Genomic DNA, 16,871 nt, shown 5'->3' with positions numbered 1-16,871 from the left:
AAAAGTGGCCCACATGGGGCCACTTGGAAATGCACATCAAGCTGCGGTTCAGGAATGAGGGCTGAGTCCCTTGCGGATGCGACGTATGCCCTCTTCATAGAGGCCGTCTTCCCCCTCCTGATCCTCGCGAGTATCGAAGATCTTGAGGAACCACATGTACTGTCCCGGGTGGCGAGTCAGCTGCCGCTCCACGCAATCGTTCATGCGGCAGGTATCGGCCATCAGGTCATCGCTCGGGTAGTCGGCGAAGGGGGCCTCGATCTCCAGCCGGTAGCAGTGCGCCGCCTCGTCATAGCAGGCCAGCACCGGCACGGCGCGGGCACCGGTCAGCTTGACCAGCCGTGGCAGGGCCGGCAGGGTCGCCTTGGGATGCTTGAAGAAGGGCACGAACAGGCTCGCCTCGCGGCCATGATCCTGATCCGGCAGATAGAAGAAGCTCAGACCGGACTTGACCGCCTTGATCACCGGCTTGATGCCGGCGCTGCGTTCATAGACGCGGCAGCCATTCTTGGCCCGCTCGCGGTTGATGTGCCAGTCGAACACCGGGTTGCGGGCGCTCTTCATCATGGTGCACATGGGCAGGCCCCGCTGGGAGAAGTAGTAGCCCGCCGCATCGATGGGCCAGCTGTGGGGCACCACCAGGATCACCGGACGGCCGGCGGCTTGCTCGGCATCAATGTGTTCCCATCCGCTCACCTGGATGCGCTTCATCAGGTACTCGGGGCTGCGCACCGTGAACTCGCCGAACCCCAGCAGGCTCTTGAGGCCGACCCGGATCGAGGTCATCAGAATGGCGTCCCGCTCTGCCTCGCTCTGCTCCTTGAAGCAGATGGCGAGGTTGGTTCTGGCGATGTAGACCTGCTTCTTCGAGATCTTGAGCACCAGGGGCGCCAAGGCATCAGCCAGCTTGTCACGCAAACGGGGCGGCACATAGGCGAGCACGCCGAGCACACCGAGGGCGAGCCAGCTCAGCCAGTAACGCGGGTGCAGCAAACGGGTCTGGAAGGCAGAATCAAACACGGGATCTTGGGAGGGCATGGGTACTATCAAACGGTGAAAGTGGGCAATTGCGGCCATCCTGACAGGTAATACCAGTGAAAACCACCTTAATATCACCTGAATGAGCGACTATTTGAGCCTTTTCACGAATTGACTGCAGGCTCCTGTCACCCTGTCGGTGACTGCCGCTCACTCCTTGAGCCAGGCCCTTATGCAGCAGACCCCGCCAGGCGGGGTCTGCTCGTTGATGAGACCGGCTGCACCTTAGCGACGCACGGGCTGATCCAGCATGCCGACCTGGCCCAGCGGCAGGAAAAACATCAGGTAACGCAGCACCACATAGCCGACGATCAGGGTCGCCGCACCAAGTTCCAGATAGGCCAGCTGATTGATCTGCGCAACATAGTCGACCGCCTCTGGCCACTGCGACAGCAACTGACCCACCTTGAACAGGGCGGTGGCGCCGATCACCAGGGGGAAGGTGAAGGCGGCATAACCCGGCGAGAACGGCAGGCGCAGCAGCTTGATGAAGGCCAGGTAGATGATGCCTGTCATCAGCACGGCTATCCCCAGCAGCACGGCCACCAGCAGCAGGGAGGGATCCTGGCTCACGGTCAGGTAGCCGGCGAGCGACAGGCTGGCAGGAGCCGCCAGGATGGCGATGGTGGGCTTGGCAGCATCCGGCACCTCGTGGCTGAAGATGAGGCGATAGAGCATCAGCGGCAGCATCAGGCCGTAGCAGGCCATGCCGAACCAGAGCAGGCCATTGGCAAGGGCAGCGAAGGGGCCACCCGGGTAGGCGACGTCGGCCACGATGATCCCCACCGGCGGCACGAACCAGCTCGGCACCATGTGGTGAATTTCAAACGCCTTGGCCCTGTGCCAGACGAAGGTGGCGAGGAACACCAGGTGAAGGATCACCGCAAACAACCAGAGCCCCTGACCCAGGGTCGGGGCCAGCAGCCCGACCGCCTTGGAGACCACCATGGTTCCCATGGCATAGGTGGGCACCACGCTGCCCACCACAGGGTGAGCGAGATCCTGCCACAGCAGACGCGGGTGCAGCAGGAACTTGATGGTGAGAACGAGGAGCAGCACGGCAGCGATGGCGGCTCCCAGCAGTTGCAGGCGGCCATCGAACTGACCGGCATTTTCCCAACACCAGCCGAGGCTGGCGATCCCGAGAGCCAGCCCGGCCATGGGGGTCGGGGCGGCGGCAAGGGAGCGACGGGTGCGTGCGATCATGACTGGTACCCTCTTGTGGATGACGATGTGCATAGGATAAAGAGGGTCTATCGTTTACGATATCTAAATGAATTGAACAAAGCGTTTAGGAAAATCAAACAACATGAAACTGACCCTGCAACAACTCAAGGTGTTCGCCACCATAGCCCGCCACGGCAACCTGGGTGGCGCAGCGGGCGAGCTCTGCCTCAGCAAGGGGGCCGTCTCCCAGTCGTTGCAGGAGCTGGAGCGCCAACTCGCCACCCCGCTGTTCGATCGGGTACATCCCAGGCTCCAGCTCAACAACGAAGGGCGCCTGCTGCAACCGGCCGCCGAGGAGCTGCTGACCCGGATGCAGGAGATAGAGCAGTTGTTCAGTCCGGATGCCGAGCCGAGCGGCCAGCTGCGCCTGGGGGCCAGCCAGACCATAGGCAACTACCTGCTGCCCAGTCTGCTGGCGGGCGGCGCCCAGGAGCTGGGCGCCGCCCCCAGAGTGACCATCGCCAACACCCACCTGCTGTGCCACTCCCTCGCCCACTTCGAGCTGGATCTGGCTCTCATCGAGGGGGAGAACCATCACCCGGAGCTGGTGAGCGAGTTCTGGCTTGAAGACGAGATGCTGATCATAGCCCCGCCCCAGCACCCCCTGGCGGGGCAGCGGGATCTGCCCCTTTCCCTGCTCGCAGGCGAAACCTGGGTGCTGCGCGAGCCCCAATCAGGGAGCCGCGAGCAGTTCGAGCAGCAGATCCAGCCCAGGCTGCCGCGCTGGCAGGCGGGGCTCGAGCTCAACACCCTGGAGGCGGTGATGCTGGCGGTGGAGAAGGGGCTCGGCATCTCCTTTATCTCCCGCCTCGCGGTCTCCGATCGGCTGCACAGCGGCCGCCTGGTGGCGCTCACCCCTAGCCAGACCTTCCCTCGCCAGCTATCCCTCGTCTGGCACAAGCAGAAGTTCCACTCCGCGGCCCTGCGCCGCTTCCTCACCTTCTGCCGTACCCAGAGCCTGCCCACTCCCTGAGCCTACAGCCACGGTCAAACAACAGAGGGCGCCGTGGCGCCCTCTGGAGTGCGGGAAAAAGAGTGGCGCTATCGGCCCGCACCATGCAGCCCCGTCTCGACCCAGCCCAGCACCCGCCGCGTCAGGGCATGGGACAGCCAGGGAGAGTCCAGCAGCCGGTGGCGGATACAGTCGGTGAAATGATCCGCCTCGTGTTGCATGCCGCCCCCCTGCACCGGCAGGTAGATGTCCTCCGGCCAGGCGGCCGGCGGCGTACCGCCCTGCCAGCGAATGTGCTGGGGGTTCCACCACTTGCCCTCGATGACCAGGGTCCACTCCTCCCCCGAGAGCCAGGCTTCTCTGTCGAGATCTTCGGCGATGGAGGCGCATAGCTCGGCCGAGAAGGGGCCGCCGAAGTTGAAGCGGGCCGCGAGGTCCACCTCCCCCGGTGCCCGTTCCAGCGCCACTTCGGGGGCCTTGGTCGCGAGCCCCAGTCGCTCGCAGAGGGCGGCATAGAGCCACAGCGGGTAGACCCCCACATCCCAGGCGGCGCCGCCGTCCAGGGCAGGATCGAACAGTTTGCCGACCCGGGGCGGGGCCGAGCCAAACGCCGCGCGCAGGTTGCGGGGCGCGGGCAGCAGAGGCAGCCGCTGCAGCAGGGCACGCATGGCGGGGAAACACATCACCTTCATGGCTTCGAGCAGCAACAGGCCGCGCTCATGGGCGAGTGCCACCAGGGCGTCCCAATCCCTCAACCGGGTCACCGCCGGTTTCTCCACCAGCACGTGCTTGCCCGCCAGCAGCATCTGCCTGATCAGGGCGGCGTGCTGTGGGTGGATCACAGCCACATAGACGGCCTCCACCTCGGGGCTCTCGGCCAGGGCCTGATAGCTGCCATAGGCAAACTCCAGCCCCTGCTCACGGGCGAACTCGTCGGCCCGCCCCTGATCCCGGGCGGCGATCGCCACCACACGCCCGCCCCTGGCGTACTGATTGACGTCGCGGCAAAAACGCCTGGCGATGGCACCCGCCCCGGCGATCCCCCAGCGCAGCAGTGGCGCGGTTCCCTGTGATTGCATCTTGTCTCCTCGTGTGGGTAATGGCCCCGGCCATAGGACGGGACAGCACCATCTATTCGGGCTGTCCCTGCGGCTCAGGCCCTGGCCAGGCTGCGCAGCCAGCTTATCTCGTCACTCCAGATCGTCTCGTCTATGGTCTCGAGGATAAGCGGAATGCCATCGAAACGGTGGTCGTTCATGATGTGGTGGAATACCGCCTCCCCGAGATTCCCCTCCCGCAGGCTGTGGTGGCGATCGACCCGACTACCGAAGGTACACTTGGCCCCGTTGATATGCATCCCCTTGAGGTACTCAAAGCCCACGATGCGGTCAAAGTCGGCGAACACGGCGACGCAGGACTCCGGGGTGCGCAGATCGTAACCGGCGGCGAAGGCGTGGCAGGTGTCAAAGCAGACGCCGACCCGGCTCTTGTCCTCCACCCCCTCAATCAGGGTGGCCAGGTGTTCGAACGACCAGCCGAGGTTGGTGCCCTGGCCGGCGGTGTTCTCGATCACCGCGGTAACCCCTTCGCTGCGTTCCAGCGCCCAGTTGATGGACTCGCTCACCAGTTTCAGACTCGCCGCCTCGGGGATCTGCTTGAGGTGACTGCCGGGGTGAAAGTTCAGATAGCAGAGCCCGAGCTGCTCGCAGCGTTTGATCTCGTCCAAAAATGCATCCCGTGACTTGGCCAGGGCATCGGGATCGGGGTGGCCCAGGTTGATGAGGTAGCTGTCGTGGGGCAGGATCTGCTCGGGGCGAAAGCCCCCCTTGTCGCAAGCCTGCTTGAAGGCGCGGATGCTGGCCTGCGACAGAGGCGCCGCCTGCCACTGGCGCTGATTCTTGGTGAACAGGGCGAAGGCGTTGGCCCCGATAGCCTGGGCACGGGCTATGGTGTTCTCCACCCCGCCGGCCGCACTGACGTGGGCGCCGATAAATTTCATCTTGTCTCCTCTGCGCGTTGCCATGTCCCCTCCCCGAACGTTGTAGGCGCGGGACAAGGTACATGGTGATGGGGCGTCATTATGCCCAAGCCCGCCCCTTGCGCCAAACCGGGATTGTCGAGATGACCCTGGTCATCTCGGCCACCTCTCTTGATCTCCCCTCCCACTTGTCGCTCTCCTTCTCCTGGTAAGGCCTTGTGGCATGCAGGTACCGCTGGCTTTGCTGACGAATATCACTGGCCCATGTTTTCTGTGCCATCAACCCGACCACCGGCTGTTCTGTGGCCGCCAACAGCAATAACTCGCTGGTGTGTGCACGCTCCGATGACCAAAGGAGAGCATGAGCCTCTCTTCCAGCACCAGTAACAGCGCATGTTGTTGTGCATGCGCAGCCGTGAACCAGTAGACACCTTCCATCTCGGCGGGAACAGGGCAAGGCAGCGGGTCATGGCGTTCAACCTGAGCAGATTGTGCCTGTGCTCATTGGATGGGGTTGGTGAGTGGCATGTGAAATTGCCCTGGGCCGATAACAAAAGATGGTGCCCACTGGCGGGAACAAGAGCTCAATAAAATCTGAGTGATGTTCGGGAGCTTGCGTACAAGAGAAAGGCCCTGAGGCTGACCTTGTTTATTGGTGCATTCGCTGCTGAAATGGCCCCTTCATCGAGAAACGGCAAGGATCCATCATGATATTGGAAGTCGCCCCGCTGCAGATCATCCCGGGCCAGGCTGCCGCCTTCGAGCAGGCATTCGAGCAGGCCCAGTGCATCATCAGCACCCAGCCCGGTTACGCCGGCCACCAGTTGCAACGCTCACTGACCGATCCCCACCGCTACCTGCTGCTGGTCAACTGGCAACGGCTCGAGGATCATACCCAGGGATTTCGCGGCTCCCCTCAGTATCAGGAGTGGAAGGCGCTGCTCCACCACTTCTACGATCCCTTCCCCACAGTGGAGCATTTTCAGGCCGTACAACCGTGATCAGCCAAGGATGAGCTTGGCCGATCACGGTTGAGGCATCACACCACCCCGTCGGCCAGCCGCTCGGCCCTGTGTGCGATCTGCGGCTCGGCGAAGGCGGCCTGGGCCGCGATCAGCTGCAACTCGTAGGCCTGCGCCTGCCAGGTGTGCCGCAGCACAGTATCCACAGCCGCATTGGTGCGCTCAAACGCCGTCACCGCATCAAACCCCGCCTGCAGGTTGGCCAGCATCAGGGCGCTGATGAGATCCCCCACCCCCACCGGTTGGCGGGCAAATTCATAGAGCGGACGGGCGATCAGGTAATCCCCATCCGGGGTAGCCAAGAGCATCTCGAAGCGACCCGGCTCGCGGGCGGCACGCCCCAGATGCTTGACCAGCACCATCTTGACGCCGCTTTCCAGCAGTTGGTGGGCGGCGGCGCGGGTCTGGGCCAGGGTCGTCAGGTGGGCGCCGCACAGGGTCTCCAGCTCCAGCAGGTTGGGGGCCATGATGTCCGCCACCGGCAGCGCCTGCTCGGTGAGGAAGCGGGTCACACCGGGGGCGACTATGCACCCCTTCTCCGGGTGGCCCATGACGGGATCGCAAAAATAGATAGCCGCCGGATTGGCCGCCTTGACCGCAGCCACCACGGTCAGGATCTCGCTCCCCTGCTCCGCCGAGCCCAGATAGCCGCTCAGCACGGCATCGCACCGCCCCAGTACTTCTATATCCCCCAGCCCCTTGCACAGGGCGCTGATATGGCCGGCGGGCATTGCCATCCCCTGCCAGCCTGCCGCGTACTGGGTGTGATTGGAAAACTGCACCGTGTTGACGGGCCAGACCTCCATGCCGAGACGGCGCATGGGGAAGACGGCGGCGCTGTTGCCGGCACAGCCAAATACCACGTGGGACTGGATAGAGAGAATGCGTTTCATCGACACCACCACTGAAGAAGCATGAGGAAAGCGGGCAATATATCGGATGCAGAGCGGGCTCTGCCAGTGATTCCCGGTAACCCTCACCATTTATGCGGCGAAATGACCATTCCATGGAGTGTTGCGCCAACGTCCTCCGCCCTTGTTCAACTTGGCGAACCAAAACCGTCTCGGTCTCGTCGGTGTGACATGGGTTCTTCATACTCTTGTTTGATGGCATATGAGGGCATTTTTAATACAGGCAGGCGGATGGCGGGAGACAGCATCGAGTAAGAGCGACTAGGCGTGGATGGCACTGAGCCCGAGGCCGATGACCCCGGGCTTTGTAGTTAAGGCTTAGGGCCTGGCGAAGTGATAGACCCAGCCTTCGTCCAGGGGGAAGTCGGGGGGCACAGAGACAAGATCCGGCAGGGAGGTGACGGCTCCCCCGGCGGCATATTGCAGCGCCATCAGGGCGCAGAGGGCGGCGTCGTAGCGATCCGTCCCGGCCACCACATCAGCTGGCAAGGAGGCCGCTACCTCCTCCCTGGCCGGTGAGGCCTTGCCTGCCACCTTGGCGAGGGCCGGATAGACCTCCAGCACGGCGCGCTCGGCATGGGGCGCCAATCTGGGCACAAGCTGCAGACCCCCAAGGCGCGGCAACATGGAGAGCGCCAGAGTGGCGTTGTTGCCGAGTCTGTCGAAGGTGGCCGATAGCGGCTTCTTGCCGTATTGCTGATGCAACCAGCGCTCGCAGTCCCGATAGGCATAGGGGTTGTCTATCTCCCGCTGGGGCACGGCGCACTCGACGCCCCTCCCCGCCAGCAACTCGCCGAGGGCACGGGGAAATGCCAGCGGGGCGTCGATGCCGAGTGCCAGTCGCGGGCAGGCCAGCGCCTGCATCAGCGCCATCTCGTCTTGCAGCGCCGGACGCAGCAAGGCATCCAGATCCGGCGCCACCCGGGAGCTCAATCGAAACAGAGGGGAGACCCCGAGCCAGTGCAACTGCTGCGTGCGGCTCTGCCAGCCCACCACGGCCACCGCCTGGGCATTGCCCTGCCAGCCCCTTACATCCCAACCGATGCCGATCGCATCCATGTGTTCCGTTGTCATGCCCCTGTCACCTTTGCTCACTATTGATGGAGCACAGGGTAATGGCTGCGCCTCCTAAAGCAAGGTCAGGCTCCCCTCCTAGAAGGATTTCTTGAAATTGATGAGGGGCAAGATGGGGAAGATGCCGTTCTCGGCGTAGTTGGCGAGGCCTATCTGCAGACCATCAAGGTGTTTTGTGGCATTGATGAAACCAAGCTGGAAGGTGGTGCGCTCGGCATAATTGACAAAGCCGACGTTGGCCAAGGCATTGCCTTGGGCGATGTTGACCGCCCCCCAGTTCAGCCCCTGCACATTGTTGGTCAGGTTGACGAAGCCCAGGTTGACCCCGGTGTCCTGCCCCTCATGCCAGTTGACGGCATTGATGGCGACCCCGCCGAACTGATGGCGCACCCGACCAGCGCCGAAGAAGATGCCGAGCTGCAGACCGGTGAACTGATCCACGTCGGAGAGTGCGAACACCGGCAGGTCAATGCCCTTCACCTGGCCGGTGCGGCCATACAGGAAGGAGGCGCGTGCGCCTTCCACCTGGTGGGACGAAGGCAGGTTGATGCCGGGCAGGGAGATCTGGACCGGAGTGCTGGCCTGGGCGGTGCCGGCGAGGGCCAGCGCGGAGCAACCGAGCAGCAGGGCGAGAGGGTTCATCGGGATTCCTTGGCAGTCTGAATGACGTGCCAGCCTACCAGCGCGGCGCTGGCGGGACGAGCGTGCACCAGGCCCCGTGCGTCACCTCTCGTCTGACCCCACTCCCGGCGAGGAACGCTGACAAAAAAATTCAAACAGATATTAACATTTATGTCATTTACACCAAACCGCATTTGATTGCAGAATGCTCAAACGTGTGTTTGAACAGAGCAAACAACACGTGAACATGGATGACGAGTTGTACCCACTCTGGGCCAGTTGGCTCATAACAATACAGTTCAGCCGAAATGGAGACGCATGATGAATATGGACATACTCAAGAGCTTTACCGAGCAGATGCAAGGCTTTGCCTCCCCCCTCACCCGCTACAACCAGTTGCTGGCCAGCAATATTGAACAGCTGACCCGGTTGCAGCTCGCCTCCGCCAACGCCTACGCCGAACTGGGCCTCAACCAGTTGCAGGCCGTGAGCAAGGTGCAGGATACCCAGAGCCTGGCAGCGCTCGGCACAGTGCAACTGGAGACCGCCAGCCAGCTCTCCCGCCAGATGCTGGACGATATCCAGAAGCTGAGCGCCCTCGGCCAGCAGTTCAAGGAAGAACTGGATACCCTGACCGCGGACGGCATCAAGAAGAGCACGGGCAAGGCCTGATAACCCCTGGCTGCCCGCTCGGGCAGCCACATCTCCCCACGACTCGACAGGACGGGCTCGTTCCCGCCTCGGGTGTGGGTGAAGGAGAGCACATGAGCCAACCATCTTATGGCCCGCTGTTCGAGGCCCTGGCCCACTACAATGAAAAGCTGCTGGCCATGGCCAAGGCCCAGACAGAGCGTACAGCCCAGGCCCTTCTGCAGACCAATCTGGACGATCTGGGCCAGGTGCTGGAGCAAGGCAGCCAGCAGCCCTGGCAACTGATCCAGTCTCAGATGAACTGGTGGCAAGATCAGCTCAAGCTGATGCAGCACACCCTGCTCAAGAGCGCAGGCCAGCAGAGCGAGCCGGTGATCACCCCGGAGCGCAGCGATCGCCGCTTCAAGGCCGAGGCCTGGAGCGAGCACCCCCTCTATGACTACCTCAAGCAGTCTTACTTGCTCACCGCCAGGCACCTGCTGGCCTCGGTGGATGCCCTGGAGGGCGTCCCCCAGAAGAGCCGGGAACGGCTGCGTTTCTTCACCCGTCAGTACGTCAACGCCATGGCCCCCAGCAACTTCCTGGCCACCAATCCGGAGCTGCTCAAACTCACCCTGGAGTCCGACGGCCAGAATCTGGTACGCGGGCTGGCTCTGCTGGCCGAGGATCTGGAGCGCAGCGCCGATCAGCTCAACATCCGCCTGACCGACGAATCCGCCTTCGAGCTCGGCCGGGATCTGGCGACCACCCCGGGCCGGGTGGTGCAGCGCACCGAGCTCTATGAGCTCATTCAGTACAGCCCGACCACCGAGACGGTGGGCAAGACCCCGGTACTGATCGTGCCCCCCTTCATCAACAAGTACTACATCATGGACATGCGGCCCCAGAACTCCCTGGTGGCCTGGCTGGTCGCCCAGGGCCAGACGGTGTTCATGATCTCCTGGCGCAACCCGGGGGTGGCACAGGCGCAAGTCGATCTCGACGACTACGTGGTGGACGGGGTCATCGCCGCCCTGGACGCCGTGGAGGCGGCCACCGGCGAGCGGGAGGTGCACGGCATCGGTTACTGCATCGGCGGCACTGCCCTCTCCTTGGCCATGGGCTGGCTGGCGGCGCGGCGCCAGAAGCAGCGGGTGCGCACCGCCACCCTGTTCACCACCCTGCTGGACTTCTCCCAGCCCGGGGAGCTTGGCATCTTCATCCACGAGCCCATCATAGCGGCGCTCGAGGCGCAAAATGAGGCCAAGGGCATCATGGACGGGCGCCAGCTGGCGGTCTCCTTCAGCCTGCTGCGGGAGAACAGCCTCTACTGGAACTACTACATCGACAGCTACCTCAAGGGGCAGAGCCCGGTGGCCTTCGATCTGCTGCACTGGAACAGCGACAGCACCAATGTGGCGGGCAAGACCCACAACAGCCTGCTGCGTCGTCTCTATCTGGAGAACCAGCTGGTGAAGGGGGAGCTCAAGATCCGCAACACCCGCATCGATCTCGCCAAGGTGAAGACCCCTGTGCTGCTGGTCTCGGCGGTGGACGATCACATCGCCCTCTGGCAGGGCACCTGGCAGGGCATGAAGTTGTTCGGCGGGGAGCAGCGCTTCATCCTGGCGGAATCGGGCCACATCGCCGGCATCATCAACCCGCCGGATGCCAACAAGTACGGCTTCTGGCAGAGCGAGGCCGAGGCCGAGAGCCCGGAGAGCTGGCTTGCTGGGGCGAGGCACCAGGGCGGATCCTGGTGGCCCGAGATGATGGGCTTTATCCAGAGCCGTGACGAGGGGTCGGAACCCGTTCCCGCGCGGATCCCGGCGGAGGGGCTGGCCCCCGCCCCCGGCCATTATGTCAAGGTGCGGCTCTTTGCCAGCGCTACCGAGGAGGACGCCGCATGAGCCCACAATCCCTTGAAATAGGCCAGAAGGCTCACCTGACCAAGCGGTTCGGGGCGACGGAGGTGGCCGCCTTCGCCGCGCTCTCGGAGGATTTCAACCCCTTGCACCTGGATCCGGCCTTCGCCGCCACCACGGCGTTCGAGCGCCCCATCGTCCACGGTATGTTGCTCGCCAGCCTCTTCTCCGGGCTGCTGGGCCAGCAGTTGCCGGGCAAGGGGAGCATCTATCTGGGCCAGAACCTCAGCTTCAAGCTGCCGGTCTTTGTCGGGGACGAGGTGACGGCTGAGGTGGAGGTGATTGCCATGCGGGACGACAAGCCCATCGCCACCCTGGCCACCCGCATCTTCACCCAAGGCGGCGCCCTCGCCGTGACGGGGGAAGCGGTGGTCAAGCTGCCTTGAGCACCGACGGCACACAGACACAATCAGCCCGGCCCTCGCCGGGCTGATTGTTTGCCGCGCTCCGTTCCCCTTTTTCGGGACAATTGAGCCCTGGCCCTTTCCCTGCCCCGCCTAACTGCCTAAAATGGCCGCCCTGCCGTGTAGGCATTCATCCAGCTAGAGGATTTCCCATGGAGACGTTTCTGCTCGAAGGTCACCCCTTCGTTGCCTTGTGTGACCTGATCAAACATCAGGGTTGGGCCGATTGTGGCGGTGCCGCCAAGGCGCTGGTCGCAGAGGGTCTGGTGGAAGTGGACGGTCAGGTCGAGACCCGCAAGCGCTGCAAGATAGTGGCCGAGCAGGTGGTCAACTTCAACGGCATGAAAGTTGTGGTAAAGGAAGGTATCAGCCCCGAGATCCTTTAAGTCTCGCGGCCTGATCCTCAATGGCACCAGAGCCCGGCCATCGGCCGAACCCTGACGCCCAGCAGGGGCTGCCTAGCTGGCCTTGATCGACAGGGTCAGCACAAAGCGCGCCATCGCCTCATCCCCGTTGAGCGACGGGCAGGTGGCCACCACCTGGATGGGGCGGTTGATGCGCTGCCCCGTCGCCAGGGACTCGTCGATCATGGCGTCGATGGTCTCGCCGGCCGCGCAATCAAACTGCACATCCCCTTCGGGGCGCTTCAGAAACTCCCCCTGCACGTCTTTGAAGGCAAAGTGCACCTTCTTGCGCCGTGCCCGCCCCTTCTCCATCACCAGCAAGCCACCCACCAGATCGGCGCCAGTTGCCAGCGCACCGAAGTACATGCTGCCCAGGTGGTTGCGGGTGCGCCAGCCCAGCGGAATGCGGATGCGCAGCGCCTTGGCGTTCATCTCTTCGATGACGGGGGCGCAAAAACCGATGACCGGAATATAGCGCCAGGCAAACAGGCGCAGGGCGAGATTGGCTTTGAAGCGTTGCAGGTCCATTGCAAACTGATCCGATGAGTTAGTGTGAACGAAATGTTGCCAGCCCACTCCCCAATAGACAAGCCTCCGTTGCTATCGCTGTGAGGACGATCGGCTCCCGGACCTCTTTGTCATTCAAATGATGGGCGCCGCTGCATTCGATGGGGAGAGACTGACCCTGATATCCTCGCCTAAGGGGTGCCATTCTCTCTTCGTGCCAGACATTTTTTTCATTAAGAATCCATATGGCACTTTCATTACACCCCTAGCCGGATGAAAGCTAACGATAAATGGGATTGCCCAGGCGCTAGTTCACCCTCTCGCCAGCGCCACTGAGAATAATCGCAGTAACGAAATGCCTCCCCCCTCGCTAGGCTGTTGCTGGCCCGGAAGTAGCCACTCGGCACCGGGTCAACCCGTTTACCAATCTCACCATAAGGATAGAGAGATGAGTCACGTGCAACAGTTGTTCAACGGGGGCGAGAGCGCCGGTACTTTCCTGCTCAACTTCAACAACAACCGTGCCTTTGAGCTGTTTGGCCGGGAGTACCTCAAGTGCTATGCCAACCTCAGCGCCAAGGGCAAGATGAGCAAACCTCTGCCCACCGGGCCGCTCAGCTACACCGTCGACTTCGCCATGGATTGCGGCTGCAACTCTGTGCTGTTCGACTTCAACCTCGCCTACAAGAAAACCTTCGGCAACCAGGCCCAGGCTCCCCTGTGGCGCGAGTCGGACTACGAGGCCGAGATCGTGCTCTGCCAGCTGGTGCGCGAGGCACCGGCCAACCGCCTGAGCAACCATGATCAGTTCGCCGAGGCCGAGGCCTTCTTCAACGACATCAATCTACCCGACACCGTCCGGGCGGTGGGCAATGATCCCTATGCCGACAAGGACGGCCTGGTGGAGTTCATCGTGGCCAACGAGCTGCTGGACGATCCCGCCGTCATGGCCAAGCTGGCGGAGCAGAAGGCCTACCTCATCGCCATCACCTCCGTGGTCACCGCCTACATCAACCGTTACGCCGAAGCCTATGGCGAGCAGTACAAGACGGACGCGGATCTCTGGGCCAGGGCCCTCTCCAAGATCCCCCTGATGGGGCCGAGCAAGATCGATCAGCAGAGCTACAGCCGCCACATCAAGGGGCTCAGCATCGCCACCGATTTCATCAACTTCATCATGGACGTGGTGGTGAGCCAGGGCACCACGGCGCTGGCCAGCTTCAACAAGTTCCTGCAAAAGCAGGGGGATGCCATCCGCTTCGGGGTGGAGAACAACAAGGACTTCTACAAGACCATCACCGTGGGGGTCACGGTCGAAGTGTTCAAGGTGGGCAATGAGCTGGTCTATGTGCCCAAGATCAAGCAGTACCGCGTCAACTTCGATCGCCAGAACAGCAAGTTCACCTCCGCCTGTGCCAGCGCCGAGTTTGTCGACATCCACTTCAACTACCTCTATGCCGCCAACGTGTTCGACTACGAGGCCTTGAAGGATCCGGAAATCAAGCGCGACTTCGACAACTTCATCCAGAAGCAGCGCAAGGCCCAGATCGAGGAAGCCGACACCTTCTTCAACGACGACTTCCCGCCCCTGGAGCCCAAGCTGATCGCACGCAGCAAGGCCACGGTCTGATCCTCCCCAATCCTGGAAACAACACAGCCGGCATCTGCCGGCTGTTTTTTATGAGGAACCTCAGGCTCGCTTCTCTTCGAGCCAGGCCCCCTGGCTCTGCATCTCGAACAGCTGGGCGTAGTGGCCCCCCAGCGCCATCAGCTCGCCGTGGGTGCCACGCTCGCTGACCTGGCCGCGGGAGAGCAACAGGATCTCGTCTGCATCGACTATGGTGGAGAGCCGGTGGGCGATGGCGATGGTGGTGCGGCCACGGCGCGCCGCCGAGAGCGCCTGGGAGAGCGCGAGCTCGGTCTGGGAGTCCACGCTCGCGGTCGCCTCGTCCAGGATGAGGATGCGCGGATCCCCCACCAAGGCGCGGGCAAACGAAAGCAGCTGGCGCTGACCGGCGGAGAGGTTCTTGCCTCCCTCCTCCATCAGGGTCTCCAGCCCCTGTGGCAGATGGCGCACGAACGCGGCCAGCTGCACCTCCTCCAGTGCTCGCCAGAGCGTCGCATCAAGGATGCCGTCACGGCCAAGACGCAGATTTTCCGCCAGGGTCCCGACGAAGATAAAGGGATCCTGCTGCACCAGGCCTATGCTGCGGCGCACCGCCGAGAGCGACAGCGCGCTCATGGGGTGATCATCGAAGCGGATGCAGCCCTGATCCAGCGGATAGAAGCCCATCAGCAGGCTGATGATGGTGGACTTGCCGCTGCCGGTGTGACCCACCAGCGCCAGCATCTGGCCGGGACGGGTGGCAAAGCTCACCTCCTGCAGCACCGGTTGTTGGCCATCGTAGGAGAAGCTCACCCGCTCGAAGCTGACCCGCCCCTGCAACGCAGGGCTCTCCCCTTGCGTGCTCTCCCGGGATTCGTCCAGCAGGGCAAAGACTCGCTCCCCCGCCACCATGGCCTGCTGCAACTGGTTGAGCTGGTTGGTCATCTCGATGAGGGGCTCGATCATTCTCCCCAGATAGCTGATGAAGGCGTAGAGCACCCCCACCTGGATGGCGCTGCCTGTGCTCAACCCCTCGTGGGCAAACAGGGCGAGCAGGCCGATGAGCACCATCATGTAGAAGAGATCGATGAGGGGGCGCAGCAGTATGCCGTTGATCTTGAGGCTCTTGATCCTGGCCTGCCAGTGCTGCTGGTTCACCTCGGCAAAGGCATTGGCGAAGTGGTGCTCCTGCACCATGGCCTGAATGACCGGCATCCCTTGCAGGGACTCGTTGAGCCGGCTGTTGATGTCGGAGAGCAGGCTGCGGGTCGCCCGCACCACGGGTACGCTCAATTTCTGGTAGAGCCACATCACGGCCCCCACCGCCGGCAGCAGGGTGGCGCACATCAGCATCAGGCGCAGATCCAGCAACGCCATGGAGATGAGGATACCGCACAAGAGCACCACTTTTTGCACCAGCAGCCCAATCACCTGCACATAGAGGTTCATGATCGCCTCGGTGTCGTTGGTGATGCGGGAGATGAGGGAGCCCGAGCGATGCTTGTCGAAATAGCGGGCCGGCAGCCGGATGGCGGTGGCAAACACCTGCTCGCGAAGGGTCTGCACCACTGCCTGGGCGATGCGGTTGAAGCGCAGGGATTGCAGGTAAAAACCCGCCGCCGAGAGCACCTGAAGGCCGAGATAACCGGCGGCAAGAGCGGCGATGTCGGGCCACACCAGCTGGCGCGGCGCCAGATAGTCGTCGATGAAGAGTTTGATGAGCAGGGGCCCGGCCACTTCGGCGCCGGTGGCCAGCAGCAGGCAGATGCCCGCCTGCACCAGCCAGCGGGGATAGCGGGCGCAATAGGTGAGCAGCCGTTTGATGGTCGGGTTCACAGACTTGCCTCCAGCACAGCACTCTCAGGGAATTGACTCTCTTTGCACCCTTCTCCCCTTGCGGTAGAAGGGTTGGGGATGAGGGGAACCACTCGTCTCATCATCGAACTCACAGGCTCTCCTCCACGTCTTGTTCCAGGCGCTGATAGCGCACCATGTCCGCATACCAGCCGTTGTGGGTCATCAGGGCACCGTGGGCACCGCGCTCGCTGATGGCTCCCTGCTCCAGCACCAGGATCTCGTTGGCCTGCTCCACCGCCGTCATGCGGTGGCTCACCAGGATAAGGGTCCGTCTGTGGGCCTTGAGCGCCAGCAGGATCTGCTGCTCTGTGTGGGCATCCACCGCCGACAGGGCGTCATCCAGTACCAGGATGGGGGCATCCAGCAGCAGGGCGCGGGCAATGGCGAGGCGCTGCTTCTGGCCACCGGAGAGGGTCACCCCCTTCTCTCCCACTTCGGTCTCATAGCCTCTGGGGAAACGAACTATGTCGTCGTGGACGCAGGCGATGCGCGCCACCCGCTCTATCTCCTCCTGGCTTGCCTCCGGCTTGCCGAGGGCGATGTTGGCGGCGATGGTGGTGGAGAAGAGGAAGGGCTCCTGGGGCACATAGGCAAACTGGTTGCGCAGGGTGCCCAGGGGTAGCTGATCGATGGGCACGCCCCCCATGGTAATGGCACCGGCCGTGGGATTGGCCAGCCGCATCAAGAGCTTGAGCAGGGAGCTCTTGCCCGCCCC

Annotated in this window: 17 protein-coding genes; 7 read left to right on the top strand and 10 right to left on the bottom strand. The window is 62.9% G+C overall.

From position 1 onward, the window contains the following. Positions 1–48: 48 nt before the first annotated feature. Positions 49–1,038 carry a lauroyl-Kdo(2)-lipid IV(A) myristoyltransferase gene (gene lpxM, locus BN1127_RS08115; protein ID WP_041205691.1) on the bottom strand — a complete coding sequence of 330 codons (990 nt, stop codon included), beginning with the start codon at positions 1,036–1,038 and terminating at the stop codon, positions 49–51. 225 nt (positions 1,039–1,263) lie between these two features. After that, positions 1,264–2,244, bottom strand: a complete 981-nt coding sequence (locus tag BN1127_RS08110; protein WP_041205690.1) for a TDT family transporter — start codon at positions 2,242–2,244, stop codon at positions 1,264–1,266. Between the two features lie 103 nt (positions 2,245–2,347). Here BN1127_RS08110 and BN1127_RS08105 point away from each other — a divergent pair, with 103 nt between their 5' ends. Then, a complete protein-coding gene (locus tag BN1127_RS08105; protein WP_042649102.1) occupies positions 2,348–3,238 on the top strand; it encodes a LysR substrate-binding domain-containing protein in 891 nt (296 codons plus the stop codon). Between the two features lie 68 nt (positions 3,239–3,306). Here the strand turns inward: BN1127_RS08105 and BN1127_RS08100 are convergent, their stop codons facing one another. Together BN1127_RS08100 and nfo are read right to left on the bottom strand one after the other, a co-directional pair. Then, complete coding sequence (locus BN1127_RS08100) at positions 3,307–4,296, bottom strand: Gfo/Idh/MocA family protein (RefSeq protein ID WP_041205689.1); 990 nt, start codon at positions 4,294–4,296, stop codon at positions 3,307–3,309. Between the two features lie 74 nt (positions 4,297–4,370). Beyond that, positions 4,371–5,216 carry a deoxyribonuclease IV gene (gene nfo, locus BN1127_RS08095; RefSeq protein WP_005324932.1) on the bottom strand — a complete coding sequence of 282 codons (846 nt, stop codon included), beginning with the start codon at positions 5,214–5,216 and terminating at the stop codon, positions 4,371–4,373. A gap of 686 nt (positions 5,217–5,902) precedes the next feature. Here nfo and BN1127_RS08090 point away from each other — a divergent pair. Beyond that, positions 5,903–6,196: an antibiotic biosynthesis monooxygenase family protein gene (locus BN1127_RS08090; RefSeq protein WP_041205686.1), complete on the top strand. Its 294-nt coding sequence runs from the start codon at positions 5,903–5,905 to the stop codon at positions 6,194–6,196. A gap of 38 nt (positions 6,197–6,234) precedes the next feature. Here the strand turns inward: BN1127_RS08090 and pdxY are convergent, their stop codons facing one another. The 3 genes from pdxY to BN1127_RS08075 all read right to left on the bottom strand — a co-directional run bounded on the left by pdxY (position 6,235) and on the right by BN1127_RS08075 (position 8,844). Then, positions 6,235–7,110 (bottom strand): pyridoxal kinase PdxY, encoded by an 876-nt coding sequence (gene pdxY, locus BN1127_RS08085; RefSeq protein ID WP_041205684.1) that lies wholly within the window; start codon positions 7,108–7,110, stop codon positions 6,235–6,237. A 336-nt stretch (positions 7,111–7,446) separates the two neighbouring features. Further along, positions 7,447–8,202, bottom strand: coding sequence for a DUF429 domain-containing protein (locus tag BN1127_RS08080; protein WP_041205682.1), 756 nt, complete (start codon positions 8,200–8,202; stop codon positions 7,447–7,449). 78 nt (positions 8,203–8,280) lie between these two features. Beyond that, positions 8,281–8,844, bottom strand: coding sequence for a VC2662 family protein (locus BN1127_RS08075; protein WP_005324927.1), 564 nt, complete (start codon positions 8,842–8,844; stop codon positions 8,281–8,283). Positions 8,845–9,144: 300 nt separating this feature from the next. Between BN1127_RS08075 and BN1127_RS08070 the strand changes: the two genes are divergently transcribed. From BN1127_RS08070 to ybcJ, 4 genes are all read left to right on the top strand, one after another. Next, positions 9,145–9,495: a phasin family protein gene (locus BN1127_RS08070; protein ID WP_041205680.1), complete on the top strand. Its 351-nt coding sequence runs from the start codon at positions 9,145–9,147 to the stop codon at positions 9,493–9,495. A gap of 92 nt (positions 9,496–9,587) precedes the next feature. Then, positions 9,588–11,363, top strand: coding sequence for a class I poly(R)-hydroxyalkanoic acid synthase (locus tag BN1127_RS08065; RefSeq protein WP_042649101.1), 1,776 nt, complete (start codon positions 9,588–9,590; stop codon positions 11,361–11,363). Next, complete coding sequence (locus BN1127_RS08060; protein ID WP_042649100.1) at positions 11,360–11,764, top strand: MaoC family dehydratase; 405 nt, start codon at positions 11,360–11,362, stop codon at positions 11,762–11,764. Before BN1127_RS08065 ends, BN1127_RS08060 begins: the two co-directional genes overlap by 4 nt. A 170-nt stretch (positions 11,765–11,934) precedes the next feature. Then, positions 11,935–12,168 carry a ribosome-associated protein YbcJ gene (gene ybcJ / locus BN1127_RS08055; protein ID WP_005324920.1) on the top strand — a complete coding sequence of 78 codons (234 nt, stop codon included), beginning with the start codon at positions 11,935–11,937 and terminating at the stop codon, positions 12,166–12,168. Positions 12,169–12,240: 72 nt separating this feature from the next. On the opposite strand, the gene BN1127_RS08050 is transcribed toward ybcJ, so the two are convergent. Continuing rightward, complete coding sequence (locus tag BN1127_RS08050; protein WP_042649099.1) at positions 12,241–12,714, bottom strand: DUF4442 domain-containing protein; 474 nt, start codon at positions 12,712–12,714, stop codon at positions 12,241–12,243. Positions 12,715–13,141: 427 nt separating this feature from the next. Between BN1127_RS08050 and BN1127_RS08045 the strand changes: the two genes are divergently transcribed. Continuing rightward, entirely contained in the window at positions 13,142–14,323 is a 1,182-nt protein-coding gene (locus BN1127_RS08045; RefSeq protein WP_048824714.1) for a hypothetical protein, read from the top strand. A gap of 60 nt (positions 14,324–14,383) precedes the next feature. On the opposite strand, the gene BN1127_RS08040 is transcribed toward BN1127_RS08045, so the two are convergent. After that, positions 14,384–16,135: an ABC transporter transmembrane domain-containing protein gene (locus BN1127_RS08040; RefSeq protein WP_042649098.1), complete on the bottom strand. Its 1,752-nt coding sequence runs from the start codon at positions 16,133–16,135 to the stop codon at positions 14,384–14,386. A 109-nt stretch (positions 16,136–16,244) separates the two neighbouring features. Beyond that, a partial coding sequence (locus tag BN1127_RS08035) for an ABC transporter ATP-binding protein (RefSeq protein WP_042649097.1) occupies positions 16,245–16,871 on the bottom strand: 627 nt, incomplete at its 5' end.

This window comes from Aeromonas media, assembly GCF_000819985.1.
GTDB lineage: Bacteria > Pseudomonadota > Gammaproteobacteria > Enterobacterales > Aeromonadaceae > Aeromonas > Aeromonas media.
This window is presented reverse-complemented; position numbering and strand designations above follow the sequence as displayed.